At 74.3% G+C, this 24,321-nt stretch carries 26 protein-coding genes; 15 read left to right on the plus strand and 11 right to left on the minus strand.

Translation table 11 applies throughout. From position 1 onward, the window contains the following. The first annotated feature begins 168 nt into the window (after positions 1-168). From ACLQ2U_RS18090 to ACLQ2U_RS18150, 13 genes are all read left to right on the plus strand, one after another. Positions 169-1,743, plus strand: a complete 1,575-nt coding sequence (locus ACLQ2U_RS18090; protein WP_425751843.1) for a hypothetical protein — start codon at positions 169-171, stop codon at positions 1,741-1,743. Positions 1,744-1,858: 115 nt separating this feature from the next. After that, positions 1,859-2,149: an ATP-dependent Clp protease adapter ClpS gene (gene clpS, locus ACLQ2U_RS18095; protein WP_088963684.1), complete on the plus strand. Its 291-nt coding sequence runs from the start codon at positions 1,859-1,861 to the stop codon at positions 2,147-2,149. Positions 2,150-2,151: 2 nt separating this feature from the next. Beyond that, positions 2,152-2,646, plus strand: a complete 495-nt coding sequence (locus ACLQ2U_RS18100) for a DUF2017 domain-containing protein (protein WP_425751868.1) — start codon at positions 2,152-2,154, stop codon at positions 2,644-2,646. Positions 2,647-2,701: 55 nt separating this feature from the next. Beyond that, positions 2,702-3,190, plus strand: coding sequence for a Mov34/MPN/PAD-1 family protein (locus ACLQ2U_RS18105; RefSeq protein ID WP_425751844.1), 489 nt, complete (start codon positions 2,702-2,704; stop codon positions 3,188-3,190). A 64-nt stretch (positions 3,191-3,254) separates the two neighbouring features. Next, positions 3,255-3,638, plus strand: coding sequence for a MoaD family protein (locus ACLQ2U_RS18110; protein WP_425751845.1), 384 nt, complete (start codon positions 3,255-3,257; stop codon positions 3,636-3,638). A gap of 11 nt (positions 3,639-3,649) precedes the next feature. After that, on the plus strand, positions 3,650-4,615 hold the full coding sequence (locus tag ACLQ2U_RS18115; RefSeq protein ID WP_425751846.1) for a PLP-dependent cysteine synthase family protein: 966 nt from the start codon (positions 3,650-3,652) through the stop codon (positions 4,613-4,615). Between the two features lie 192 nt (positions 4,616-4,807). Further along, positions 4,808-5,554, plus strand: coding sequence for an MBL fold metallo-hydrolase (locus ACLQ2U_RS18120; protein WP_425751847.1), 747 nt, complete (start codon positions 4,808-4,810; stop codon positions 5,552-5,554). 403 nt (positions 5,555-5,957) lie between these two features. Next, positions 5,958-7,097, plus strand: coding sequence for a glycosyltransferase family 4 protein (locus ACLQ2U_RS18125; protein ID WP_425751848.1), 1,140 nt, complete (start codon positions 5,958-5,960; stop codon positions 7,095-7,097). After that, positions 7,097-8,311 carry a glycosyltransferase gene (locus ACLQ2U_RS18130; RefSeq protein WP_425751849.1) on the plus strand — a complete coding sequence of 405 codons (1,215 nt, stop codon included), beginning with the start codon at positions 7,097-7,099 and terminating at the stop codon, positions 8,309-8,311. Before ACLQ2U_RS18125 ends, ACLQ2U_RS18130 begins: the two co-directional genes overlap by 1 nt. Positions 8,312-8,358: 47 nt before the next feature. Beyond that, positions 8,359-9,087: a ribonuclease PH gene (gene rph / locus ACLQ2U_RS18135; RefSeq protein ID WP_425751850.1), complete on the plus strand. Its 729-nt coding sequence runs from the start codon at positions 8,359-8,361 to the stop codon at positions 9,085-9,087. Further along, positions 9,084-9,701, plus strand: coding sequence for an RdgB/HAM1 family non-canonical purine NTP pyrophosphatase (gene rdgB, locus ACLQ2U_RS18140; protein WP_425751851.1), 618 nt, complete (start codon positions 9,084-9,086; stop codon positions 9,699-9,701). The genes rph and rdgB overlap by 4 nt, the downstream gene beginning before the upstream one ends. A gap of 169 nt (positions 9,702-9,870) precedes the next feature. Next, positions 9,871-10,551 (plus strand): hypothetical protein, encoded by a 681-nt coding sequence (locus ACLQ2U_RS18145; protein WP_425751852.1) that lies wholly within the window; start codon positions 9,871-9,873, stop codon positions 10,549-10,551. Between the two features lie 100 nt (positions 10,552-10,651). After that, entirely contained in the window at positions 10,652-10,780 is a 129-nt protein-coding gene (locus tag ACLQ2U_RS18150) for a hypothetical protein (RefSeq protein WP_425751853.1), read from the plus strand. A 56-nt stretch (positions 10,781-10,836) separates the two neighbouring features. Here ACLQ2U_RS18150 and ACLQ2U_RS18155 read toward each other — a convergent pair whose 3' ends face one another. From ACLQ2U_RS18155 to ACLQ2U_RS18200, 10 genes are all read right to left on the minus strand, one after another. Next, complete coding sequence (locus ACLQ2U_RS18155) at positions 10,837-12,039, minus strand: DUF6891 domain-containing protein (RefSeq protein ID WP_425751854.1); 1,203 nt, start codon at positions 12,037-12,039, stop codon at positions 10,837-10,839. 59 nt (positions 12,040-12,098) lie between these two features. Continuing rightward, on the minus strand, positions 12,099-12,305 hold the full coding sequence (locus ACLQ2U_RS18160) for a DUF6186 family protein (RefSeq protein WP_425751855.1): 207 nt from the start codon (positions 12,303-12,305) through the stop codon (positions 12,099-12,101). After that, positions 12,302-12,700 carry a hypothetical protein gene (locus ACLQ2U_RS18165; protein WP_425751856.1) on the minus strand — a complete coding sequence of 133 codons (399 nt, stop codon included), beginning with the start codon at positions 12,698-12,700 and terminating at the stop codon, positions 12,302-12,304. Before ACLQ2U_RS18165 ends, ACLQ2U_RS18160 begins: the two co-directional genes overlap by 4 nt. Before the next feature lie 34 nt (positions 12,701-12,734). After that, on the minus strand, positions 12,735-14,273 hold the full coding sequence (gene hutH, locus ACLQ2U_RS18170; RefSeq protein WP_425751857.1) for a histidine ammonia-lyase: 1,539 nt from the start codon (positions 14,271-14,273) through the stop codon (positions 12,735-12,737). Next, entirely contained in the window at positions 14,261-15,433 is a 1,173-nt protein-coding gene (gene hutI, locus ACLQ2U_RS18175) for an imidazolonepropionase (RefSeq protein WP_425751858.1), read from the minus strand. The genes hutH and hutI overlap by 13 nt, the downstream gene beginning before the upstream one ends. Continuing rightward, positions 15,430-16,779, minus strand: a complete 1,350-nt coding sequence (locus ACLQ2U_RS18180) for a formimidoylglutamate deiminase (protein WP_425751869.1) — start codon at positions 16,777-16,779, stop codon at positions 15,430-15,432. The genes hutI and ACLQ2U_RS18180 overlap by 4 nt, the downstream gene beginning before the upstream one ends. Further along, complete coding sequence (locus ACLQ2U_RS18185; protein WP_425751859.1) at positions 16,776-17,975, minus strand: allantoate amidohydrolase; 1,200 nt, start codon at positions 17,973-17,975, stop codon at positions 16,776-16,778. Before ACLQ2U_RS18185 ends, ACLQ2U_RS18180 begins: the two co-directional genes overlap by 4 nt. Beyond that, entirely contained in the window at positions 17,972-19,627 is a 1,656-nt protein-coding gene (gene hutU / locus ACLQ2U_RS18190) for a urocanate hydratase (RefSeq protein WP_425751860.1), read from the minus strand. Before hutU ends, ACLQ2U_RS18185 begins: the two co-directional genes overlap by 4 nt. Positions 19,628-19,639: 12 nt before the next feature. After that, a complete protein-coding gene (locus ACLQ2U_RS18195; protein WP_425751861.1) occupies positions 19,640-20,491 on the minus strand; it encodes a MurR/RpiR family transcriptional regulator in 852 nt (283 codons plus the stop codon). Between the two features lie 66 nt (positions 20,492-20,557). Beyond that, entirely contained in the window at positions 20,558-21,622 is a 1,065-nt protein-coding gene (locus ACLQ2U_RS18200) for an LCP family protein (protein WP_425751862.1), read from the minus strand. Positions 21,623-21,746: 124 nt separating this feature from the next. Between ACLQ2U_RS18200 and ACLQ2U_RS18205 the strand changes: the two genes are divergently transcribed. Both ACLQ2U_RS18205 and ACLQ2U_RS18210 read left to right on the plus strand, forming a co-directional pair. Further along, the gene (locus ACLQ2U_RS18205) at positions 21,747-22,580 is read left to right on the plus strand and encodes a class I SAM-dependent methyltransferase (protein ID WP_425751863.1); all 834 of its coding nucleotides are present in this window, start codon (positions 21,747-21,749) and stop codon (positions 22,578-22,580) included. Continuing rightward, entirely contained in the window at positions 22,577-23,392 is an 816-nt protein-coding gene (locus ACLQ2U_RS18210) for an MOSC domain-containing protein (protein ID WP_425751864.1), read from the plus strand. The genes ACLQ2U_RS18205 and ACLQ2U_RS18210 overlap by 4 nt, the downstream gene beginning before the upstream one ends. Before the next feature lie 202 nt (positions 23,393-23,594). Here the strand turns inward: ACLQ2U_RS18210 and ACLQ2U_RS18215 are convergent, their stop codons facing one another. Further along, entirely contained in the window at positions 23,595-24,134 is a 540-nt protein-coding gene (locus ACLQ2U_RS18215; RefSeq protein ID WP_425751865.1) for a GNAT family N-acetyltransferase, read from the minus strand. Between the last annotated feature and the right edge of the window lie 187 nt (positions 24,135-24,321).

Here is a 24,321-nt window from a genome sequence, read left to right on the forward strand (position 1 = left end):
GTACACCGTCGCTCAGCGAAGTTGAGTAAGCTGTTGATTACTGGTGAGTATCCGATGTGTTCGGCGGGGGCGACCTGCGCCCGTACTCTTCCGGGCATCCGGATGCCACCACCGGATTTTTCCCGCGACCGGCCCGCAACCCGGTCGCCCTCACCGGGAGGCCGTCCGATGAAGCCGGGTCCTCTCCGCTCGGCCCATGTCCCCGACGACGCGAGTGAGTCGACACAGCGGCTGTGCCGCGGGCCGCTGCCCACCCGGCTCGGGGTGACCGCCCCCTGCCCGGACGAGCCGCTGGCCGTGGTCGCCGCCGGCCCGGCTGGCGCCGGCCGGCGCGAGGTGCTCGCCGCCCTGCTCGGGCTGGAGCCCGCGATGCTGGCCGTGCCAGCCGGCAGCTGCCTGCTGGTCAACCACGCCGGAGTGCCGAGCCGCGCGGCGTACGTGCCGGGCTACCGCCAGCCGCACTCCTACGGCGCCGACCCGGCGGCGGCCGGCCCGGCGCTGGCCCGTCCGCCGCGCCGGGTGGAGCTGAGCGTCCCCGATCCGCTGCTGCGGCACTTTGCTGTGCTCGACACCCCCGACACCGGCTCGCTGGGCGTGGCCAGCGGACGGGTGCTGCTCGACGCGGTCAGCCGGGCCGGCGCACTGCTCTTCGTGATCTCCGCGGACCAGGCGTTCACCGCCGCCGAGCTGCACCTGCTGGCCGAGGTCGCCCGGGCACCGGTCGAGGTCTTCTTCGTGGTCACCCCGGGGGTGGCCGGCTGGGCCCCGGTCCGGGACGGCGGTTCGACGGGGGACACGGGGGCGTCCGTCCCGCCGCCCGTCCGCACCGGGGCGACGGCCCAGGGCCGGGCCCGGGTTCCGGTCGACCCGGCAGCGGTCTCCGTCGCGGCCCACCGGGCCGCCCTGCTCGCCGCCGTGCCCGGGCTCGCCGCCGCCCGCTGGTACCCGGTCCGGCAGGCCGACCACGCCCCCCTGCGCCGGGCGCTGGTCGGCTGGGCCGCCGACGAGAGGCTGCGACGCGCCAGCGCCCAGCCGCCGGTGCTGCCCGGGGCGCACGGCCGGGTGACCGTCGCCCCGGGGCTCGACCCCGGTGACCTCACCGACCGGCTCGACCGTCAGGTGCGCTCCTGCGTCCAGCGGATTCGTCAGCACCTCGCCCTGGAGCTGGCCAACATCCACCTCCGGGTGGTGCAGGAGATCGTCTTCGGGGTCGGCTGCGCCGGCCTGCCGCAGCTGCTCGACCGGGAGATGGAGGCCCTGTCGATGCTCGCCACCGCGCAGTGCGACGAGGCCGTCCGGGGCATCGTCGACGACGTGGCCGCCCCGGTCTTCGGCGCGCCCCTCGCCGAGGGGGTACGCCGCCGGATCGCCCACGCCGTGCGCTGGGGGCTCGGCGACCACCCGACCGGCCTGGAGCTGGACCGGGTGCTCCTGGTCACCAGCACCGCCGGGGTGGCCGGGCTGAGCGGCGCCGGCGCGCTCGACGCGCTGGCCGGCTTCCCCGGGGCGGAGCGCGTCGAGGTCCTCCCGCCGGTGGGGGTGGCGCTCTCCGGCGGGTGCTGGCAGCACTGGCGCAGCCCCGGCAACGACGACCCGAACGGCGCCCGGTCCTGGGCCCAGCGAGCGCTGCGCGAGGTCGAGCTGGAGCTGTCCCGGGAGGTCTCCCGGCGCTTCGAGGTGATCCGTCTCTCGCTCGGCGCGGTGCTCTCCGATGCGCTCGACCACGGCATCCTGCTCGCCTGACCAGGGCGGCCTCGCGTCGCCGTCCCGCCCGGTGTCCGCCGCCCAGGAGGGTGATCCGGGGCGGCCCGGCGTTCCGGTTCATCGGATCGCCGGCTCCGGTGGCACGATGGGGGGCATGGCGGCTCCACAGGTTGCACCGGTCGAGACGCCGGACACCGACGAGGTGCCGGTCTCGGACCGGCCATGGGTGACGATCGTCTGGGACGACCCGGTCAACCTCATGACGTACGTGACCTGGGTCTTCCAGAAGCTCTTCGGATACAGCCGGGAGAAGGCCGAGAAGCTGATGCTGGACGTGCACCACAAGGGCCGGGCCGTGGTGTCCAGCGGCGCCCGGGAGCGGATGGAGCACGACGCGTCGCAGCTGCACGCGTACGGGCTGTGGGCGACGGTGGACCGGTCGTGAGCATGTTCCGCCGCCAGGGCGGCCGGTACGTCGCCATCTTCGCCGTGGACGAGGTCCGGGTCCTGCGCAAGGTCGCCTCCGAGGTGGTCGGGCTGCTCACCGACGGGTTCGACCACACCGACCCGGTGGTCGGCCGGCTCTTCCCCGACGCGTACCCGGACGACCCGGCCGGCGCGGCGGAGTTCCGCCGCTACACCGAGGGCGACCTGAAGACCGCCAAGATCGACCAGGCCGGCGCCATCCTCGCCGCGCTGCCGGACGAGGCCGGCGGTGAGGTACGGCTGGACGCCGAGGCGGCTGAGGCGTGGCTGCGGGCGCTCAACGACGCCCGGCTGGCGATGGGCGTCCGGCTGGAGATCAAGGACGGCACCGACCTCGGCGAGGAGCTGGACGACGCGGTGGCCGCCGACCCTGGCTCCTCCCGGGTGTTCCAACTGTCGGTCTACGCCTACCTGGGCTACCTGCAGGAATCCCTGCTCAACGCCCTGATCGACTGATTCGTGACGGCCACCACTTCGCGGCTCGTCACCGACAGGCGTTAGGCTGGTCGGCGTGCTGAGCATCGACCGGTCGATCGTCGAGGCGATCGTCGCCCACGCCCGCCGGGACCACCCGGACGAGGCGTGCGGCGTGGTCGCCGGTCCCGCCGGCAGCGACACCCCCACCCGGCACATCCCGATGGACAACGCCGCCCGCTCGATGACGTTCTACGAGTTCGACTCGATGGAGCAGTTGCGGGTGTGGCGGGAGATGGACGACCGCGACGAGGAACCGGTCGTCATCTACCACTCGCACACCGCGACGGAGGCCTACCCGTCCCGGACGGACATCTCCTTCGCCGGTGAACCCGGAGCCCACTACCTGCTGGTCTCCACCCGGGAGCCGGACACCGAGGAGATCCGCTCGTTCCGGATCGTCGACGGCGTGGTGACCGAGGAGCCGGTGCGGATCGGGGACGCCGCGGTGGACCCGCACGCTGTGCAGTCGTACATGTTCGGGCAGAGCCCGGCGACGGTCGACTACGAGTGTTCCAGCCGCTGACCTTCAGCGCCGAACACCCTTTTCGTCCGTCACCGAGGCACACCCGATCAAGGAGTACGACGTCATGGCCATCGAGGTTCGCATCCCCACCATCCTGCGCAGCTACACCGGCGGCGCGAAGGTCGTCGAGGGCGCCGGGGACACCCTGGGCGACCTGCTCACCGACCTGGACTCCCGGCACGCCGGCCTGAAGGCCCGCCTGGTCACCGACGCCGGGGCGCTGCACCGCTTCGTCAACGTCTACGTCAACGACGAGGACGTCCGCTTCGTGGGCGCGCTGGACGCCAAGCTCAACGACGGCGACAGCGTCACCATCCTGCCGGCCGTCGCGGGTGGCGCTTTCGGCTTCGCCGCCGCTGCGGCGATCGGTCAGCACCGTGCGGCGGCAGCCGCGATCGCTCAGCACAGCGCCGCTGCGCGCGCAGCGCGCGCCGTCGCCGCCCGCTGAGGGCGGTCGCGATGGCGCGGTACGACAGCCTGCTCGACGCCTGCGGCGGCACGCCCCTGGTCGGGCTGCCCCGGCTCTCGCCGACGGTGCCCGATGGGGCGCCGCCGGTGCGGCTCTGGGCGAAGCTGGAGGACCGGAACCCGACCGGCAGCATCAAGGACCGGGCGGCGCTGTTCATGGTCCGCGCGGCCGAGGAGGCCGGCCGGCTCCGGCCCGGCGACACCATCCTCGAGCCGACCAGCGGCAACACCGGCATCTCGCTGGCCATGGTGGCCAAGCTGCGCGGCTACCGGCTGGTCTGCGTGATGCCGGAGAACGTCTCCACCGAGCGGGTGCAGCTGCTCCGGATGTACGGCGCGGAGATCATCTTCTCGCCGGCCGCCGGCGGCTCGAACCAGGCTGTCGCCACCGCCAAGCAGATCTCGGCGGAGCACCCGGACTGGGTGATGCTCTACCAGTACGGCAACGAGGCCAACGCCCGCGCGCACTACGAGACGACCGGTCCGGAGCTGCTGCAGGACCTGCCCACGATCACTCACTTCGTGGCCGGTCTGGGCACCACCGGCACCCTGATGGGCACCGGCCGCTACCTGCGGGAGAAGGTCGACGGCATCCAGGTGGTGGCGGCCGAGCCCCGCTACGGCGAGCTGGTCTACGGTCTGCGCAACATCGACGAGGGGTACGTCCCGGAGCTCTACGACGCCACCGTGCTGTCCCGGCGGTTCTCCGTCGGCACCCGGGACGCGGTCCTGCGTACCCGGCAGCTGGTGGAGGTGGAGGGCATCTTCGCCGGCTTCTCCACCGGGGCGATCCTGCACGCCGCCCTCGCGGTGGCGCACGAGGCGGTGCGGGACGGTCGCCGGGCCGACGTCGCGTTCGTGGTCTGCGACGGCGGCTGGAAGTACCTGTCGACCGGCGCCTACGGCGGTACGCTCGCCGACGCCGAGGACGCCCTCGAGGGTCAGCTCTGGGCCTGACGCCCGCCCCGGGCCGGACGGTCGGTCGCCGGCCGGTCCGGGGGTGTCACGTTGACGACAACTTCCAGCAGATGATTCTTGCCCCGCCGTCGCTGCGCGTAGGCTGCGCAGCGTGGCGTACGCGTCGGTAGAGATCATCGGCGGTGCTGACACCGGCGCGGCGACTACGGTGAGTCATCACGGGACAACCGGATGAGACTGACCGTCCTCGGCTGCGCGGGGAGCTTCCCCGGCCCCGAATCCCCCTGTTCGGCCTACCTGGTCGAGGCGGAGGGGTTCCGGCTCCTGGTCGACTTCGGCTCCGGGTCGCTCTCCACCCTCCAGCGCTACGTGGGGCTGCACGCCCCGGACGCCATCCTCCTCACCCACCTGCACTGCGACCACATCCTCGACGCCGTCTCGTACGTGGTGGTCCGCCGGTACGCCCCGGACGGCCCGTACCCGCCCCTGCCCGTGTACGCCCCGTCCGGCGCGCCGGACCGGCTCGCCGCCGCGTACGGCCCGGGGGACAGCACCGTCGAGGACGTCTACGAGTTCTACGGCCTGCAGCCCGGCACGTTCCCGATCGGCCCGTTCACCGTCACCGTCGACCGGATGAACCATCCGGTCGAGACGTACGGCGTGCGGCTGGAGCACGGCGGCCGGGTGCTCTGCTACTCCTCCGACACCGCGCTCTGCGACGCGCTGCTGCGGCTGGCCCAGGACGCCGACACCTTCCTCTGCGAGGCCAGCTACCTCGACGGCATGGAGAACCCTCCGGACCTGCACCTCACCGGCCGGGAGGCCGGCGAGACGGCCACCAAGGCGGGGGTCGGGCGGCTGCTGCTGACCCACCTGGTGGCGGCCTGGGGCAGCGAGGGGCACACCCTGGAGTCGGCCGCCGCCGCGTACGGCGGGCCGCTGGAAGTGGTCCGGCCGGGCGCGACGTACGAGGTCTGAGCGGGCCGCAGGCAGCGACGCCGCCCCAGGGTCTCCCGGGTGACCGGACCCCCTCACCGGCGCCCCCGACCCGCGGGGTCTCTCCCGGCTCTCCGGCCGTTCCCCCGTGCCGGGCTGGCCGCAGCCGATGTCGGCGCCGCCTGCGGGGCGGGCCCCCGGAGCGCCCCTCCCGCCGGCCGGCGCCGCGTCCGCGCCGCCGGCCGGTTTTCCGTCGACACCGAGATCCGGCATTCCGGCCGGTCCACCCGGCTTCCCACCGGTCCGCCCCAGGTCGGGCCCGGGGACGACTGAGCCGGGTCGCGCGGCGCCCGGGACTGGCCCGGCGCGGTTTCGTGCCGAACTGTTCGCCGGTGCGTCAGCGACCCGTCGTCTGGCGCACCGCTGCCACCCCCACCGTGGCACCATGCGGATCGCCATCGTGACCGAGTCGTTCCCGCCGGACGTCAACGGTGTCGCCCACTCGGTCGTCCGGACCGCCGAGCACCTCGTGGCCCGCGGCCACGAACCGATCGTCATCGCGCCGGCCCCGCCGGGAGCCCGTCGGCGTCCCGCCGACCGGCTGCCGTACCCGGTGGTGCGGATCCCGAGCATGCCGCTCCCGCGCTACCAGGGCTTTCGGCTGGGGATGCCCAGCGCCCGGCTCTCCGACGCGCTGCTCGGGCACGCACCCGACGTGGTGCACCTGGCCAGTCCGTTCGTGCTCGGCGCGCGGGCCGCCACGCTGGCCCAGCGGCACGCGCTGCCCACGGTCGCCGTCTACCAGACCGACGTCGCCTCGTACGCCCGGGCGTACCGGGTCGGCTGGGGAGAGGCGGCCGCCTGGCGGCGGCTGGCCGAGATCCACAACTCCGCGCAGCGCACCCTGGCCCCGTCCACCCGGGCCGCCGCCGACCTGATCGCCAACGGGGTGCGGCGGATCTGGCTCTGGGGCCGCGGGGTCGACGCCGAACGCTTCCGCCCCGACAAGCGCTGCGCCGTCCTGCGCCGGTCGCTTGCCCCGGGCGGCGAGGTCCTGGTCGGTTACGTCGGCCGGCTGGCGCCGGAGAAGCGGGTGGACCTGCTGGAGGCCACCTCCCGGCTGCCGGGCGTACGGGTGGTGGTGGCCGGGGACGGACCGGCCCGTCGGCAGCTGGAGAGAAGCCTGCCCGGGGTGAACTTCCTCGGCGTGCAGCACGGGGAGGGGCTGGCCCGCCTCTACGCCAGCCTGGACGTCTTCGTGCACACCGGCCCGCACGAGACCTTCGGCCAGACCGTGCAGGAAGCGGCGGCCAGCGGGTTGGCCGTGGTGGCCCCGGCCAGCGGTGGCCCGGTGGACCTGGTCGAGCCGGGCGTCACCGGCCTGCTGGTCCCGCCCGGCGACCCGACCGCCCTCGCCGACGCGGTGGCCGGCCTCGCCGCCGACGCCGACCTGCGCGTCGCGTACGGCGCGGCCGCCCGGCGGGCGGTCAGCCGGCGCAGCTGGACGGCGGTGGGCGACGAGCTGATCGGGCACTACGAGGCCGTCCTGTCCGGCGTCCCCGCGACCGGTCTGACGGCCGCGTGATGGGCGACGCCGACCGGCGGGGCCTGCGGATCGTCCGGCTGGCCAACTTCGTCACCGGACGCTCCGGCGGGCTGCGCATCGCCCTGCGGCACCTCGGCGAGGGCTACCGGGACGCCGGGCACGACCCGGTGCTGGTCATCCCGGGGGAACGGCCGGGGGTGAGCCGGTATCGGTGGGGGACCGTCTTCACCCTGCCCGGGCCGGTCGTGCCCGGCAGCGGCGGCTACCGCCTGCTGACCGCCCGGCGACCGGTGGAGCGGCTGCTGACCCGGCTGGCCCCGGACCGGTTGGAGGTCTCCGACCGGTCCACGCTGCGGTGGACCGGCGGCTGGGCGCGCGCGCACGGCGTGCCCTCCGTGATGGTGTCGCACGAGTGCCTGACCGGCCTGCTCGGGCAGTGGCGGCTGCCGTCCGGCACCGCCCGCGGCGTCGCCGACCGGCTCAACCTGCGCACCGTGATGTCGTACGACCGGATCGTCTGCACCACCCGCTGGGCGGCCGAGGAGTTCGCCCGGATCGACGCGCCGGCCGTTGACCTGGTGCCGCTGGGGGTGGACCTGATCACGTTCCAACCCGACCGGTCCGACGCCGCCCTGCGCGAGCGGTACGCCGACGACACCGAGGTGCTGCTGGTGCACTGCGCCCGGCTCTCCACCGAGAAGCGCCCGGAGTTGGCCGTCGACGCGCTGGCCGAGCTGCGCCGGGCCGGGGTGCCTGCGGTCCTGGTGATGGCCGGGGACGGTCCGCTGCGCGGCGCGCTGGTCCGGCGGGCCGCCGGGCTGCCGGTGCACTTCACCGGCTTCCTCCCCGACCGGGCGGCGGTCGCCGCGCTGCTGGCCAGCGCGGACGTGGTGCTGGCGCCGGGTCCGGTGGAGACCTTCGGGCTGGCCGGACTCGAGGCGCTGGCCTCCGGTACGCCGGTGGTGGTCAACGCGGCCAGCGCGCTGCCCGAGGTGGTGGGCGGGGCGGGGCTCGCCGCGTACGGCACGGCGGCCTCGATCGCCGACGCGGTCACCCGGCTGCTGGGCCGGCCGGAGGGCGCGCGGCGGACGGCCGCCCGGTCCCGGGCCGAGGAGTTCGGCTGGCCCGCCGCGGTCGCCGGATTCCTGCGCGTACACGGCGCGAGCCCCGGCGGGACGGGGTCGCCGCGGGCGGAACCGGACGTGGCAGCGCCGCGCCGGCCCGACGCGGCAGGCAGCGCCACCGCCGCCTGAGGGCACCGGGGGCGCGGTCGGATCATCCGACCGCATAAGGTGCAGTCATGGCGCGACCTGACGGGCGGCTGCCCGACCAACTCCGACCGGTGACCCTGAGCCGGGGCTGGAGCACCCACCCGGAGGGCTCCGTGCTCGTCGAGTTCGGCGGCACCCGGGTGCTCTGCACCGCCAGCGTGACCGAGGGCGTGCCCCGGTGGCGCAAGGGTTCCGGGCTGGGCTGGGTGACCGCCGAGTACGCGATGCTGCCCCGGGCCACCAACACCCGCTCCGACCGGGAGAGCGTCCGGGGGAAGATCGGTGGGCGTACCCATGAGATCTCCCGGCTGATCGGCCGCAGCCTGCGGGCCAGCATCGACCTGAAGGCGCTCGGCGAGAACTCGATCGTGCTCGACTGCGACGTGCTCCAGGCCGACGGCGGCACCCGCACGGCGGCGATCACCGGCGCGTACGTCGCGCTGCACGACGCGGTGAGCTGGCTGGCCGCCCGCAAGTCGCTGGCCGGCAAGCCGGAGAAGGTGATGCACCGGTCGGTGGCGGCGGTCAGCGTGGGGATCATCGCCGGCGAGCCCCGGCTGGATCTCAACTACGAGGAGGACGTCGCCGCCGAGGTGGACATGAACGTGGTCTGCACCGGCGAGGGCGAGTTCGTCGAGGTGCAGGGGACGGGCGAGGACGGCGTCTTCTCCCGAGCGCAGCTCGACGCCATGCTCGACCTGGGCACCTTGGGCTGTCTGGAACTGGTCGAGGCGCAGCGGAAGGCACTGGCATCATGAACAAGGTCCTGCTCGCCACCCGCAACCGCAAGAAGCTGATCGAGCTGCAGCGGATCCTCGACGGCGCGCTCGGCGCGCACCGGATCGCCCTGATCGGGCTGGACGACGTCGAGGAATATCCGGAGCTGCCGGAGACCGGACTGACCTTCGGCGAGAACGCGCTGATCAAGGCCCGCGAGGGCTGCCGGCGGACCGGCCTGCCCACCATCGCCGACGACTCCGGGCTCGCCGTCGACGCGCTCAACGGCATGCCCGGCGTGTTCAGCGCCCGCTGGGCTGGCGCGCACGGCGACGACCGGGCCAACCTCCAACTGGTGCTGGACCAGATCGCCGACCTGCCCGACGAGCACCGCGGCGCGTCGTTCGTCTGCACGGTGGCGCTGGTGCTGCCCACCGGCAAGGAGCACCTGGTCGACGGCCGCCAGGCTGGCCGGTTGCTGCGCTCGCCGCGCGGCGACGGCGGCTTCGGGTACGACCCGATCTTCCTCGGCGACGGCCAGGACCGGACCAACGCCGAGCTGACGCCGGAGGAGAAGGACGCGGTCAGCCACCGCGGCAAGGCGCTGCGCGAGCTTGCCAAGCTGGTCGCCAAGGTGCTGCCGCCGGCGGCTTGATCCCCCCCGGGTCCCTTCGCCGGTGGACGCGTTGCGCCGCCAGGCGCTGCCCGTGCTGGTCGGCTGAGTGGGCCGGCGGACCAGCACGTGTCCGACGCGCCGTCCGCTCGGTGCTGGTTCGTTTGTTCGCCCCGTCTACCCTGACCGCACCTCTGGCGGGAGGGTGTCCGTGCAGATTACCGAGGTCAGCGAGCTGGGGCTGCGGTCCGCCGTGATCACCTTGGCCCGGTCCGGATCACCGATGCGGATCGTGCTCTTCCCGATGGTCCACTTCGGGCTGCCGTCCTTCTACCGGCAAGTGGCCACCCGGCTCTCGACGTGCGACCTGATCGTGGCCGAGGGGTACGACGGCCCGAGCGGTACCGGCCTTGCGTACGCGATCGCCTACCGACTGACCCGGCAGCGCGGCGCGAGCGCGCTCGTCAACCAGGACATCGACTACCGGGCGCTGGGCGTACCGGTGGTGTGGCCGGAGCGGCTGACCGGTGGGGGGCGACGGGACCGGCTGTCGTGGTGGGGTTGGCTCGACCTGGTCCTGCTCGTCCCGGTGCTCACCGTGATGGCGGCCGTCGGCGGCCGGAGTCAGCTGTTGCGGCGCGGGTACGAGGTGAGCGACGACACCGACCCGCGGATCTTCCTGCGTTTCCTGCAGAAGCCGCTGCTGGAGGAGCGGGACGACGAACTCCTCGCCGAGCTGGCTCGGATCCACGACGCCCGCCACGACGAGGCGATCCGGGTCGCGGTGGTCTACGGTGCGGCTCACGTGCCCACGGTGGTCCAGACCCTGTGCGAGAGGTACGGCTACCGCGCCGTCCGGGGCGGGGAGTGGCTCACGGTGATCGACCTCTGACCAGGATGCACTCTCCGAATGCAGAGGCGTGACGACGGCCATCCCGTCAGGACACGCCCGCCCCGGCGGTGGGCGGGCTCTTCCTGACGGGGGAAGCGCCATGCTCGGTCGTCCACGGTGCTGTCTGCTGGCCGCCGCCCTCGGTGTCGCCTCCCTGGCCTGGTTCGGTGCCGCGCCCGCCTCGGCCGCCACCCTGCTGCGTGGCGTCCTGCGCTGGACCCGCGCCTGACCGTCGTGGGTCAGCCGAGCGCCGCCCACGCCGGACGGAACGTGGGCGGCTTCCGGCTACCAGGGCTTGGTCACGACGTCGCCGAGCTCGCCGACGGCGATCCGGTCCTCGGTGGCCAGGATGGTGATCATCCGCTCCGCCTCGGCGGGGGTGACGTGGCGGCCGGTCACGGTGGCCGTCTCCGGGTGTGGTGTCTCCAGCCAGAGCCGGTCCGCCTCCCAGCACATCTGCACCACCCCGCCGGAGCGGCCGCCGCAGGCGAGGAAGTCGCGGGTGTGCGGCCGCAGCTGGTGCGCGATCGCGGCGGCCTCCGCCGCCTCCAGCGCCACGAGGTTGCCGTGGCCCACGGAGTGCTCGTAGGTGGCCTCGACGAAGTCGGCGGGTGCCGGAGTCGTGGCCGGCGGCCGGCCCAGGAGGGCCATGCCGTCGTACCGGCCGGCGGTGGCGGTGGGCCGGCCGGGGTCGTCGTACACGCCGATCAGCGCGTCGCCCTCGCGCCGGACGGTGACGGTCACCGAGTCGGTGGAGAGGCGGACCCGGGCGTCGGCGGGCATCCACGGCAGGTGCAGGGCGGCCAGCCGAACGGCGGACTGCGCACCGTCCCGGGGCGCGTACGGCCCGGACCAGGAGACCAGCCGCTCGACGTCGACGCTCGTGTCGTCGTCCACGGTGGGCGGCAGTGCGGCCAGCCGGCCGACCCGGCGACGCCCCCAGACCATCGGCACCTGGATCCTGGTGCGGGTGTCGCCGTCCCAGTGCACGGTCAGCCCGGCGTCGCGCAGCGCCCCCACCACCTCCTCGCCGACCTCCTCCGACGGTCGTCCGTCGAACGGCCCGTACGCGAGGAACACGGGCGAGCCGTCGACGGCGTGCTCCGCGTCCTGCTGGTGGTAGAACGTGTAGCCCCGGGGCGCCTCGCAGTGCGCCGCCTCGGCCCCGATCTCGGCGGCGCCGCAGTTCTGGCAGCAGGCGAAGTTCTCCCGGGCGACGATCCGGCTGGCGGACAGGGCCCGGAAGGCGGCGGTGAGCCGGTCGCTGTCGGTGACCTCCGGCCAGTCCCGCTGCGCGGCCAGGTGGGCGGTCAGCTCCTCGACCACCACCGGCCAGGTCAGCTCCTCGATCCGGTCTGGTGCGGCCTCCCCGTGGAGGTATGCCACAGTCTCGGTGACGATGGCCGCCGCCGGCAGGTCGGCGAGGGCGACCTGACGCAGGACGAAGGCGCGGATCTCGTCGTCGAGTTCCTGTTCATCGGGTTCCACGGCGGCGACGTTAGCAGCGGAGGCCGACAGCCACTCCGGCACTTCCATAGGCGGCGGCGTCACCGGGCGAGGAAGTGCCAGCCGAGCCAGAGCCAGACGCCGAGCACGACCGCCCGGCCGGCGGTGCTCCGGAGCGCCGCCGTGAGCGCCTCACCCAGCGGGACGAGCCCGGCCCGTCCCGCGCCGCGCCGGGCGGCCACATCCGTCCACAGCATGGCCAGGATGATCGCGGCGAAGCCGGCGACGATCACGGCGCGGCCGTTCACCGGGTCACCAGCCATCCGCCGGTGCCGAGCCAGAGCAGATAGCCGGCGACCCGCCCCGGGTAGGTGGCGAGCAGCGGATCGGCGAGGATGCTGAACGTCGGGTGCGCCTCGTCGTTGCCGGCCAGGAAAGCGCCCAGCTCCCACAGGCAGAAGAGCACCCCGAGACCGAGCCAGGTGGCGGCGGTCCGCCGGCCCACGGCCCGCTGCCGGGTCGGTGTCCGCCGGAGGCCGACCCCGAGCAGCGCGCAGCCGGGCAGCAGGACGGCGACGGCGGCGGGACCGGTGAGCGGTCGGGCGCTCGCCGCCACCAGGACGTATCCCACGAGGGCGGGCCAGAGCAGCCGGCCCCGCCGGAGGGGCGCCGGCACGTCGAACGGTCGGGTCGTCGGCTCCACCCCTCCAGTGTGGATCGCCCGCGTCCGGAACCGGTCAGCCGAGCGGCCCGACCTCCCGCTCGATCGCCGCCCGCAGCTCCGGGCCGGCCAGTACCGCCCGGGCCGCCTCCAACACCGGGGCGAGGAAGACGTCCGGGCCCGGCTCACCGGCGGCGTCGGCCAGCGCGGCCACCGCGGCCCGCCCGGCCGGCGAGGGCTCCAGCGGCGCGCGCAGCTGGAGGCCGCGTACCGCCGCGAGCAGCTCCACCGCGAGCAGGCTGGTCAGGTTGTCCAGCACGGTGCGCAGCTTCTTGGTCGCCGCCCAGCCCATCGAGACGTGGTCCTCCTGCATGCCGCTGGTGGGCAGCGAGTCCACCGAGGCGGGCGCGGCCAGCCGGCGGTTCTCCGCGACGATGCCGGCCGCGGTGTACTGGGCGATCATCAGCCCGGAGTTGACCCCGGCGTCGGGGGAGAGGAACGCCGGCAGTTCCCGGTTCCGGGTCACGTCCAGCAGCCGGTCCACCCGTCGCTCGGCGATCGCGCCCACCTCGGCGGCGGCGATGGCCAGGTAGTCGGCGGCGAAGCCGAGCGGCGCGCCGTGGAAGTTGCCGGTCGACTCGACCCGCCCGTCCGGCAGCACCACCGGGTTGTCCACCACGGAGCGCAGCTCCCGCCCGGCGACCGTGTCGACGAAGTCGAGGGTGTCCCGGGCCGCGCCGGCCACCTGCGGGGCGCAGCGCATCGAGTACGCGTCCTGCACCGCGTGCGCCAGGTCGTCGCGGTGCGAGTCCATCACCCGGGAGTCCTGCAGCAGCCGGTGGATGTTCGCCGCCGAGGTGGCCTGCCCCGGGTGCGGCCGGATGGCGTGCAGCTCGGGCAGGAACGGCCGCTCCGAGCCGAGCATCGCCTCGATGGCCAGCGCGGCGGTCACGTCGGCCATGGTGAACAGGTGCCGGGCGTCGTGGATGGCCATCAGCAGCATGCCGAGCATGCCGTCGGTGCCGTTGATCAGCGCCAGCCCCTCCTTGGCGGCCAGCTCGATCGGCTTCAGCCCGACCCGGCGCAGCGCCTCGGCGGCATCGAGCCGCTCGCCGGCCGGGCCGAGCACCCAGCCCTCGCCGAGCAGCACCAGCGCGCAGTGCGCCAGCGGCGCCAGGTCGCCGGAGGCGCCGAGCGAGCCGTGCTCCGGCACCCACGGGGTGATTTCGTGGTTGAGCAGGTCGACCAGCGCCTCGGCGACCAGCGGGCGGACCCCGGAGCGGCCGAGTGCCAGCGAGCGGACCCGGAGCAGCATCATCGCCCGGACCACCTCGCGGGGCATCGGCGTGCCGATCCCGGCGGCGTGCGAGCGGATCAGCGCGTGCTGCAGCTCGGCCCGCCGCTCCGGGGCGACGAAGGTGTTGGCGAGCGCCCCGAAGCCGGTGGAGACGCCGTACACCGGGCGGCCGGCGGCCTCGATGCCGTCCACGATGGCCCGGCTGGTGGCCATGGCGTCCACGGTGGACGGATCGAGGACGACCTTGGCGGCGCCGCGGGCCACGGCGAGCACGTCGGCGGGGGAGATTCCGGTGGGCTGGATGGTCACGGTCGACATTGCGGCACTCCGTTGTGCAGAACCTGGCGGATCAGTGGTACACCGGGCCGGTAGGCCAGGTGCAGGTGGGACGGGGCGTCCAGGACGATCAGGTCGGCCCGGGCGCCGGGGGTGAGCCCCCCGACGTCGTCGCGGCGCAGCGCCCGCGCGCCCCCGGCGGTCGCGGCCCAGACGGCCTCCGCCGGGGTCATCCGCATCTCGCGTACGGCGAGGGCCATGCAGAACGGCATCGACGAGGTGTACGACGACCCGGGGTTGCAGTCGGTGGCCAGCGCCACGGTCACCCCGGCGTCGAGCAGCCGGCGGGCGTCCGGGTACGGCGACCGGGTGGAGAACTCCGCGCCGGGCAGCAGGGTCGCCACGGTCGGTGACCCGGCCAGCGCGTCGACGTCGGCGTCGTTCAGGTGGGTGCAGTGGTCGACGCTGGCCGCCCCGAGTTCCACCCCGAGCCGTACGCCGGGGCCGGGACCGAGCTGGTTGGCGTGCAGCCGTACGCCCAGCCCGGCGGCCTGCCCGCAGGTGAGGATCGCCCGGGCGTGGTCCGCGTCGAAGGCGCCCCGCTCGCAGAAGACGTCGACCCAGCGGGCGTGCGGGGCGGCGGCGGCGAGCATCGGCCCGCAGACCAGCCCCACGTAGTCGTCGGGTCGATCGGCGTACTCGACGGGGACGACGTGCGCGCCGAGGAAGGTGGTCTCGTCGGTCACCTCGGCGGCGATCCGCAGCGACCGGGCCTCGTCGGCGACGGTGAGGCCGTACCCGCTCTTGACCTCCATGGTGGTGGTGCCCTGCCGCATCGCCTCGTCGCGCAGCCGGCGCACGGTGGCGCGCAGCGTGTCGTCGGAGGCGGCCCGGGTGGCGCCGACCGTGGTGCGGATGCCGCCGCCGGTGTACGGTTCGCCGCTCATCCGGGCGGCGAACTCGGCGGCCCGGTCCCCGGCGAAGACCAGGTGGGCGTGGCTGTCCACGAAGCCGGGCAGCACCGCGGCGCCCTCGGCGTCGATCCGCCGGTCGGCGGCCGGCGCGAAGCGGGACGGGCCGACCCAGGCGACCCGGCCCTCCTCGACCAGCACGGCGGCGTCGCGCCGCAGTCCCAGCGGACCGTCCCCACCGGGGGAGTTGGTGACCAGTTCCCCGATGTTGTCGACCAGCAGGCTGCTCATGAGCTGACCTCCGCGACGGCGGCGTGCAGCTCCGCCGGCACGTCCACGCTCAGGTGCCGGCCGTCGGCGACCACCACCCGGCCGTCGACCACGACGTGGTGGACGTCGGTGGCGGCCGCCGCGAAGAAGACCCCGACCGGCGGCACCCCGGCCGTGCGCGCGCTGTCGAGCCGTACGGTGACCAGGTCGGCCCGCATCCCTACGGCGATCCGCCCGGCGTCGGTCCACCCCAGCGACCGGTGACCCGCGACGGTGGCGGCGTCCAGCAGCTCGACCAGCCCGAAGTGGCCGCGTCGGCGGGTGCGCAGCCGCTCGTCCAGCTCCACCGCCCGGGCCTCCTCGAAGAGGTCGACCACCGCGTGGCTGTCGCTGCCCAGGCTGAGCGGGCTGCCGGCCTCGGCCATCCGCCGGGCCGGGCCGATCCCGTCGGCCAGGTCCCGTTCAGTGGTCGGGCAGAGGCAGACCCCGGTCCGGCTCTCCCCGAGCAGGGCCAGGTCGGCGCTGGTGGGGTGGGTGGCATGCACGGCGGTGACGTTCGGGCCGAGCACCCCGTGCTCGGCCAGCAGCCCGGTCGGGGTGCGCCCGTGCACCGCCCGGCAGGCGTCGTTCTCGGCGGGCTGCTCGGAGAGGTGCAGGTGCAGCGGCGCGCCGCGCAGGTCGGCCCAGCCGGCCACCGTGGCGAGCTGCGCCGCCGGAACCGCGCGGACGGAGTGGATCGCCGCCCCGACCCGGGCGTGCCCGTTCTCCGGCGCGAACGCGGTCACCCGGTCCGCCCAGCGCAGCGCGTCTCCGTCGCCGAATCGTCGCTGCGGCCCGACCAGCGGCGCACCGTCCACCGTGGAGCTGAGGTAGCAGGTGTCCAGCAGGGTGAGCCGGATGCCGGCGTGCGCGGCCGCCTCGACCAGCGCGGCGGACATCGCGTTCGGGTCGTCGTAGGGGCGGCCGTCGGGGCCGTGGTGCAGGTAGTGGAACTCGCCGACGCAGGTGATCCCCGCGAGGGCCATCTCGGCGTACGCGGCCCGGGCCAGGGCCAGGTAGGAGTCCGGGTCGAGCCGGGCCGCGACCTCGTACATCCGGTCCCGCCAGGTCCAGAAGTCGCCCCGGCCGCCGTGGGTGCGTCCGCGCAGCGCCCGGTGGAAGGCGTGCGAGTGCGCGTTGGCCAGCCCGGGCAGGGTCAGCCCGGGCAGCCGGACGGCGTCGCCGAGCACGTCGACGCCGGCGGTGGGGGTGCCGGCGGTCAGCGGGGTGACGCCGGTGATCCGCCCCTCGTCGGTCTCGATCAGCACGTCCGGGGTGGGCTCGGCGTGGTCGGGCAGCCAGGCGTACTCGGCGAGCCAGCGGGTCATCGGCATGCCAGCTCCTCCAGCACCCGGGCCAGGGCGGTCACCCCGGCGGCGCAGTCGGCGTCGGTGGCCGACTCGGCGGGGGAGTGCGACACCCCGGTGGGGTTGCGGACGAAGAGCATCGCGGTGGGCAGGTGCCCGGCCAGCACCCCGGCGTCGTGCCCGGCCCCGGTGGGCAGCACCGGCGCGGCCAGCAGCCGGGTCAGCCGGTCGGCCAGGCCGCCGTCGAAGGCGACCAGCGGGGTCACCGACTCCTCGGTCAGCGTCAGCTCGGTGCCGTCCCGCTTCGCCCGCTCGGCGGCCTTGGCCTGCACCGCGTCGACCAGCCCGGCCAGCGTCTCCGGCTCCGCCGCCCGGGCGTCCAGCCAGCCGATGACCCTCGACGGGATCGCGTTGGTGGCGTTCGGCTCCACGGACACCCGGCCGACGGTGGCGTGCGCCCCGCGCAGCCGGGCCTCCTTGTTCGCCGCCAGCACGGTGAACGCGTACGTGAGCATCGGGTCGCGGCGGTCGGTCATCCGGGTCGTACCCGCGTGGTTGCCCTCGCCGGTGACGTCGAAGCGCCAGCGGCCGTGCGGCCAGATCGCGCTGGCGACCGCGACCGGCGCGTCGGCCTCGACCAGCGCGCGGCCCTGCTCGACGTGCAGCTCGACGAAGGCGCGGAACCGGCCGAGCAGCTCCGGTCGGGCGCCCGCCGGCCGGTCGCCCAACGCCTCGGCGAAGCTCACCCCGGCCGCGTCGCGCAGCCCGGCCGCGCGGTCCGCGTCGAGCACGCCGGTGAGCAGCCGCGACCCCAGGCACGGTACGCCGAACCGGGCGCCCTCCTCCTCGACGAACGCGGCCACCGCCACCGGCCGGACCGGCGTGACGCCCGCGGCGCGCAGCTCGTCGACGGCGAGGAACGCGCTGACGATGCCGAGCGGCCCGTCGTACGCCCCGCCGTGCGGCACCGAGTCGAAGTGGCTGCCGGTGAGCACCGCGTCCCCGCCGTCCGGGTCACCCCACCAGGCGAAGAGATTGCCGTTGCCGTCGTCGGTGACCGGCATGCCGCGCCGGTCGGCCTGGCCCCGGAACCACTCCCGCAGCTGCAGCTCCGGGTCGGTGAGCGCGTACCGCAGGTAGCCACCGCTGCCGGCGTCCCGGCCGACCGGGGCGATCTCGTCCCAGAGCGCCCGGAACCGGCCGGCGAGGTCGGTCACGCCAGACCCTCCGCCATCGGCACCCGTACGCCGGTGCGCGCGGCGACCTCGCGGGCGTCGTCGTAGCCGGCGTCGACGTGCCGGATCACGCCCATCGCCGGGTCGTTGGTGAGCACCCGCTCGATCTTCTGCCCGGCCAGCGCGGTGCCGTCGGCGACGCAGACCTGCCCGGCGTGGATCGACCGGCCGATGCCCACCCCGCCGCCGTGGTGGATGGAGACCCAGGACGCCCCGCTGGCGGTGTTGACCAGGGCGTTGAGCAGCGGCCAGTCGGCGATCGCGTCGGAGCCGTCGGCCATCGCCTCGGTCTCCCGGTAGGGGCTGGCCACGCTGCCGCAGTCCAGGTGGTCCCGGCCGATCACCACCGGCGCGGAGAGCTCGCCGGAGGCGACCATCTCGTTGAACCGCACCCCCGCCTTGTCCCGCTCGCCGTAGCCGAGCCAGCAGATCCGGGCCGGCAGGCCCTGGAAGGCGACCCGCTCGCCGGCCAGCCGGATCCACCGCGCGAGGGACTCGTTCTCCGGGAACAGCTCCAGGATGGCCCGGTCGGTGGCGGCGATGTCGGCGGGGTCGCCGGAGAGCGCCGCCCACCGGAACGGGCCCTTGCCCTCGCAGAACAGCGGCCGGATGTACGCCGGCACGAAGCCGGGGAAATCGAAGGCGCGCTCGTACCCGTCGAGCTGCGCCTCGCCGCGGATGGAGTTGCCGTAGTCGAAGACCTCGGCGCCGGCGTCGAGGAAGCCGACCATCGCCTCGACGTGCTTCGCCATCGACGCCCGGGCCCGGTCGGTGAAGTCGGCCGGCTTGTCCCGGGCGTATCCCGGGGCGTCGGCCAGCTCCATCCCCTCAGGCAGGTACGACAGCGGGTCGTGCGCGCTGGTCTGGTCGGTCACGATGTCGATCTCGACGCCCCGGCGCAGCAGTTCCGGGAAGACGGTGGCGGCGTTGCCGACCACGCCGACGCTCAGCGCGCGGCGCTCCCGCTTCGCGGTCAGTACCCGTTCGACGGCGTCGTCGAGCGAGTCGGCCACCTCGTCCAGGTAGCGGTCGCGCACCCGGCGGTCCAGCCGGGTCCGGTCCACGTCGACGATCAGGCAGGCGCCGCCGTTCATGGTGACCGCCAGGGGCTGCGCCCCGCCCATCCCGCCGCAGCCGGCGGTCAGCGTCAACGTCCCGGCCAGGGTGCCGTTGAACCGCTTGGCCGCCACGGCCGAGAAGGTCTCGTAGGTGCCCTGGAGAATGCCCTGGGTGCCGATGTAGATCCAGGAGCCGGCGGTCATCTGCCCGTACATGGTCAGGCCGAGCTGCTCCAGCCGGCGGAACTCCGGCCAGGTGGCCCAGTCGCCGACCAGGTTGGAGTTGGCCAGCAGCACCCGGGGCGCCCACTCGTGGGTACGCATGACCCCGACCGGGCGGCCGGACTGCACCAGCATCGTCTCGTCGTCGCGCAGGTCGGTCAGCGTGCGCACCAACGCGTGGTACGACGGCCAGTCCCGGGCGGCCTTCCCGGTGCCGCCGTAGACGACCAGGTCGTCGGGGCGTTCGGCCACCTCGGGGTCGAGGTTGTTCATGAGCATCCGCAGCGCGGCCTCCTGCGGCCACCCCCGGGCGGTGCGCTCGACTCCGCGGGCGGCGCGGACGGACTGGTGCATCTCGTACTCCTCTCAGCCGAGGAACAACTGGCGACGGGCGGCGGACGATTCGAATGCCTCCAGGCGGGCCTGCGTCTCCGCCGGTGAGGCGTCGCAGATCGCCTGGAGGACCACCATGGCCAGGGTCATCGGGGCGGTGTGCAGGTCGAAGACAAGGTCGGTGCCGACGGCGGCGGGCAGCACCAGTTCGGCGTACTCGGTGGCCGGGCTGACCGGGGAGTCGGTGATCGCGACGACGGTCAGGCCGGCGTCGCGGGCGTCGCGCAGCGCGTCGAGGGTCTCCCGCGGGTAGCGGGGCAGCACGAAGGCGAGCAGCGCGGTCGCGCCGGCCGTCGCCGCCTGCTCCAGCCGGTCGGTGAGCAGGCTGCCGCCGTCGTCGAGGACCCGGACGTCCGGCTGCACCTTGGCGGCGAAGTAGGCGAAGTACGCGGCCAGCGGCGCGGCGGCCCGCAGCCCGAGCACCGGCAGCGGCCGGCTCGCCCCCAGCAGGCGACCCGCGACGGCGATCCGGTCCCGGTCGGCGAGCTGCCCGGCCAGCCGGTCCAGGTTCGCGATCTCGGCGCGGACCGCGCGCTGCAACTCGTTGCCGTCCCCGGCGCCGCCGTCGGAGTCGGCGGCGGTCAGCTCGCGGAGCCGGCGGCGCAGCGCCGGATAGCCGTCGTGGCCGAGCGCCACGGCGAACCGGGTCACCGAGGGCTGGCTCACCCCGGCCAGCTCGGCCACCTCGGCGGCGGAGAGGTACGCCGCGGCGGCGGCGTGCTGCACCAGGCAGTGCGCGATGCGGCGCTGGGTGGGGGTGAGCCGGACGCCGTGGAACAGGTCGAGCACCCGGTCAGGGGGTGCCGCGACAGCTCCGTCATTCATGCCGTGACTCTATGCATGAAAACTTTCAGGAAGCAACCGGCCCACCGGCTACTCCCCGGGGGCGCGTTACTCCCCGAGGCGCGGGATCTCCTGCGGCGCGTCGCGGCGTACCGCGTCGTAGAGGATCCTGGCCTTGTCGGTGTCGGCGAAGACGACGCTCTCGCTGCCCACCGTTCCGGTGCCCCGGCTCGGGCTGGTGAAGAAGGCGAGGTTGCGACCGCGCAACCCGCGCAGGTCGGTCGCCATGTCCAGCAGGGACATCCCCTCGTCCACGGAGACCGCCGCCGAGGACGCCTTGACGAAGTCGTTGAGCCGGCCCGGACTGGTGAGGATGCCACCGGAGGCGGCCTTGTCCAGGATCGCCTTGATCACCTGCTGCTGGTGGCGGATCCGGGCGAAGTCGCCGTCGGCGAACTGTTTGCGCTGGCGGGCGTAGTCGAGCGCCGTCGCGCCGTCCATCGTCTGCACGCCCGCCGGGAAGGTGCGGAACGGCGGGTGGATCGAGGTGAAGCTCTTCTCGGAGTTGATCTCGACACCGGCCAGGGCGTCGATGATCTCCTTGAAGCCGGCGAAGTCGATCACCGCCACGTGGTCGACCCGGACCTTGGTGAACTCCTCCACGGTCTGCACCATCAGCGGGACGCCACCCCAGGCGTACGCCGCGTTGATCTTCGCCTCCCGGCCGCCGTGCCGGCCGTCCTTCGACCGGGGCACGCGTACCCAGGTGTCCCGGGGGATCGAGACCAGCTGCGCGCTCTTCCGGTCCTTCGGCAGGTGGGCCAGGATGATCGTGTCGGTCCGCGAGCCCGAGGTCTTCTCCGGGTCACGGGAGTCGCTGCCCAGGATCATGACGTTCATCGCGTCCCTGGCCACCACCGGCGGACGCTGCTCCTGCGGCACCTCGGTGAAGGCGTCCACCCGCTCGACGTCCTTCTCCACCGAGCGCAGATAGAACGCGCCCGCGCCCACGCCACCGACGCCCAGCAGCGCCAGCACCAGCAACGTGATCAGCGCGATCCGCCGGCCGCGCCGACGTCGGGGCCGCGCCTCGTCCGCCGCCCCGACGGGCGGGTCGGTCGGCTCCACCGGATCGACGGATCCGGGGCCCGCGGGCTGCTCACGTTCTGGCATGCGCGCATGCTACTGAGTCACGCCCCGGTGACGGGCCCGCCGTCCGGACACGACCGGCGGCATTTGCGATCATCGGTCGGCGAACATTCAGCCACCGCTCACCCGGAACTGGTAGAACCCTCCGGTGGACGCAATCAAACTGCGCAGAGCCATCGCCCGTACCCCCCTGGCCCCGGTCGCCGCCTTCCCCAAGCGGCTCGCCTCGGTCGCCCGCCACGACGGCCGGGTGCTCCGCGCCTCGGCCCGCTGGCTGGTCACCTCCCGGGAACACCACAACTACACGTACGACCTGACCCGGCTCAGCCGCCAGCACCTGGCCTGGTTGGTCAGCGTGGCCTGCGACGTACCGGTCCCGCAGGTCCGCGGATACTTCCAGGAGATCGAGTCGGACCAGACGTTGCGCCGGCACATCGAGCAGGCGACCGCCGCCTCCGCCCGCCGCGGCCTGGCCGACCGACGGGTCCGGTACGCCCGCCGGATCGGCTGGTACGCCATCGTCCGCGCCAGGAAGCCGGCGCACGTCGTCGAGACCGGGGTCGACAAGGGCCTCGGCAGCTGCGTGCTGGCGGCGGCGCTGCTGCGCAACGCCGCCGAGGGGCACCCGGGGCGGCTCACCTCGCTGGACATCAACCCCGAGGCCGGCTACCTGGCCCGCACCGCGCCCTGGTCCGAGGTGGTCGACCTGGTGATCGGCGACTCCGTCGCCTCCATCGAGGCCCTGGACCGCCCGGTCGACCTGTTCCTGCACGACAGCGACCACAGCCGGGCCCACGAGAAGCGCGAGTTCGACGCGGTGGAGGGGAAGCTGGCGCCGGGCGCGATGCTGCTCACCGACAACGTGACGGACACCGACGTCCTCCCTGAGCACGCCGAGCGCACCGGCCGGCGCTTCCTCGCCTACCGGGAGACCCCGGTCAACCACTGGTACCCGGGCGACGGCATCGGGGTCGCCTGGTGAGGCTCGCCGCCATCCACACGTACCCGGTCAAGGGGTGTCACCGGCTCGAGCACGACGACGCGCGGGTCGAGCCGTGGGGCCTGGCCGGCGACCGACGCTGGATGGTCGTCGACGCCGACGGCGTCGGCGTCACCCAGCGGGAGGCCACCGACCTGGTCCGGCTGCGGGCGGTGCCGCGCGGCGACGGCCTCGTGCTGACCGCCGCCGGCCACCCCGACCTCGACGTCGCCGAGCCGGCGGGCGACGCCGCCACCCCGGTCCGGGTCTTCCGCAGCCGGCTGCCGGTCGACGCGGTGCCCGCCGGGGACTGCGCCGACCGCTGGCTCACCACCCTGCTCGACCGGCCGGTCCGCCTGGTTCACCTGCGCCACCCGGCCCGGCACATGGCCCCCGGCGGGCGGGACCACGACAGTGGCGACCAGGTCAGCTTCGCCGACGAGTACCCCCTCCTGCTGGCCGGCGCCGCTTCCCTCGACGCGCTCAACGACTGGCTGGCCGAGGCCGGTGAGGAACCGGTGCCGATGGCCCGGTTCCGCCCCAACCTGGTGGTCGCCGGCGCGCCGGCCTGGGCCGAGGACGGCTGGGCCGGCCGACCGGTCCGGATCGGCGCGGCGCTGTTCCGCGCCGCCGGGCCGTGCGACCGCTGCGTGGTCACCACCACCGACCAGGAGACCGGGGTACGCGGCCACGAGCCGCTGCGCACCCTGGCCCGGCACCGCAACATCGGCCGCAAGCTCCTCTTCGGCCTGCACATGGTGCCGGAGGGCCCGGGCGCGGTGAAGGTCGGTGACCCGGTCACGGTCGAGGACTGAGCCCCCAGGCGACGGCGCCTGTTCAGCGGGTGCGCCCCCTGGCCGCAACTGAGCAGCGTGCCATGGCCCCGGCGGAGGATCGGGGTGAGCCCGATACCTCAGAGGCATCAAGATGCCTCTGAGGTATCACGTTCGCTAGGCCACCGTTCTCCGGACAGTGGCCTGTAGGCCGTGTTGCGGGTCTGCCGGGCGGCGGTCGCGGTCAGCCCGTCGGGCGGTCAAGGTCGAGCCACATGAAGATTTCGTCCCGGTCGTCGCCGGGCGCCACCCGCAGCGCACCGGGCAGCCGGCCCACCTCGCGATAGCCGAGCCGGTCGTAGAACTTCTCCAGCCCCAACCCGCCGCGCACCGTCACGTGCAGCGCCCGCCAGCCCAGTTCGGGGGCGCGCCGCGCCGCCTCCCGCATCAGTTCGAGGCCATACCCCCGGCCCTGGGTGTCCGGGTGGACCATCACCCGCTTGAGGATGCCCCAGTGCGTCTTCAGGTGGAACCGGTTGTCGGCGAAGATCAGCACGGCGACCGGCCGGTCGCCCTCGTACCCGATCAGGAGCCGGTCCGGCCCGTCGGTGATGTCGGCGAGGGCGCGCTCGGCGACGGGGCGGACCTCGGCGACGGTGACCGGCGCGACGAAGCCCACGGCGCCGCCCGCGTTGGTGACGTCCACCCAGAGTTCGACGATCCGCTCGCGCAGCTCGGGAGTGAGGTCGGGGTCGAGGACGAAGTGCAGACTCACGCCCGCCATCCTGATGGACCGCCCCCGGCGCGGGCCCGTGATCGTGACGCTCGCGACAGTGCTATCTGGTGCGGGAGAGGGGTTTCGAACCCCCACGTCCTCTCGGACACGGGCTCCTAAGAGGCCGCGCAAATAGGTCAGTGAGGATCGGGCGGGTAGGAGACGGGCACAGACATCAGTGATCATGGTTCCTACG

Source organism: Micromonospora sp. DT47 (genome assembly GCF_049844475.1).
Taxonomy (GTDB): Bacteria; Actinomycetota; Actinomycetes; order Mycobacteriales; family Micromonosporaceae; genus Micromonospora.

Excerpts from the sequence above, each read along its gene's own strand:
- ACLQ2U_RS18090 (WP_425751843.1), top strand. The coding sequence starts at position 169 with ATGAAGCCGGGTCCTCTCCGCTCGGCCCATGTCCCCGACGACGCGAGT.
- clpS (WP_088963684.1), top strand. The coding sequence starts at position 1,859 with ATGGCGGCTCCACAGGTTGCACCGGTCGAGACGCCGGACACCGACGAG.
- ACLQ2U_RS18100 (WP_425751868.1), top strand. The coding sequence starts at position 2,152 with ATGTTCCGCCGCCAGGGCGGCCGGTACGTCGCCATCTTCGCCGTGGAC.
- ACLQ2U_RS18110 (WP_425751845.1), top strand. The coding sequence starts at position 3,255 with ATGGCCATCGAGGTTCGCATCCCCACCATCCTGCGCAGCTACACCGGC.
- ACLQ2U_RS18115 (WP_425751846.1), top strand. The coding sequence starts at position 3,650 with ATGGCGCGGTACGACAGCCTGCTCGACGCCTGCGGCGGCACGCCCCTG.
- ACLQ2U_RS18120 (WP_425751847.1), top strand. The coding sequence starts at position 4,808 with ATGAGACTGACCGTCCTCGGCTGCGCGGGGAGCTTCCCCGGCCCCGAA.
- ACLQ2U_RS18125 (WP_425751848.1), top strand. The coding sequence starts at position 5,958 with ATGCGGATCGCCATCGTGACCGAGTCGTTCCCGCCGGACGTCAACGGT.
- ACLQ2U_RS18130 (WP_425751849.1), top strand. The coding sequence starts at position 7,097 with ATGGGCGACGCCGACCGGCGGGGCCTGCGGATCGTCCGGCTGGCCAAC.
- rph (WP_425751850.1), top strand. The coding sequence starts at position 8,359 with ATGGCGCGACCTGACGGGCGGCTGCCCGACCAACTCCGACCGGTGACC.
- rdgB (WP_425751851.1), top strand. The coding sequence starts at position 9,084 with ATGAACAAGGTCCTGCTCGCCACCCGCAACCGCAAGAAGCTGATCGAG.
- ACLQ2U_RS18150 (WP_425751853.1), top strand. The coding sequence starts at position 10,652 with ATGCTCGGTCGTCCACGGTGCTGTCTGCTGGCCGCCGCCCTCGGTGTC.
- hutH (WP_425751857.1), bottom strand. The coding sequence starts at position 14,273 with ATGTCGACCGTGACCATCCAGCCCACCGGAATCTCCCCCGCCGACGTG.
- hutI (WP_425751858.1), bottom strand. The coding sequence starts at position 15,433 with ATGAGCAGCCTGCTGGTCGACAACATCGGGGAACTGGTCACCAACTCC.
- ACLQ2U_RS18180 (WP_425751869.1), bottom strand. The coding sequence starts at position 16,779 with ATGACCCGCTGGCTCGCCGAGTACGCCTGGCTGCCCGACCACGCCGAG.
- hutU (WP_425751860.1), bottom strand. The coding sequence starts at position 19,627 with ATGCACCAGTCCGTCCGCGCCGCCCGCGGAGTCGAGCGCACCGCCCGG.
- ACLQ2U_RS18195 (WP_425751861.1), bottom strand. The coding sequence starts at position 20,491 with ATGAATGACGGAGCTGTCGCGGCACCCCCTGACCGGGTGCTCGACCTG.
- ACLQ2U_RS18200 (WP_425751862.1), bottom strand. The coding sequence starts at position 21,622 with ATGCCAGAACGTGAGCAGCCCGCGGGCCCCGGATCCGTCGATCCGGTG.
- ACLQ2U_RS18215 (WP_425751865.1), bottom strand. The coding sequence starts at position 24,134 with ATGGCGGGCGTGAGTCTGCACTTCGTCCTCGACCCCGACCTCACTCCC.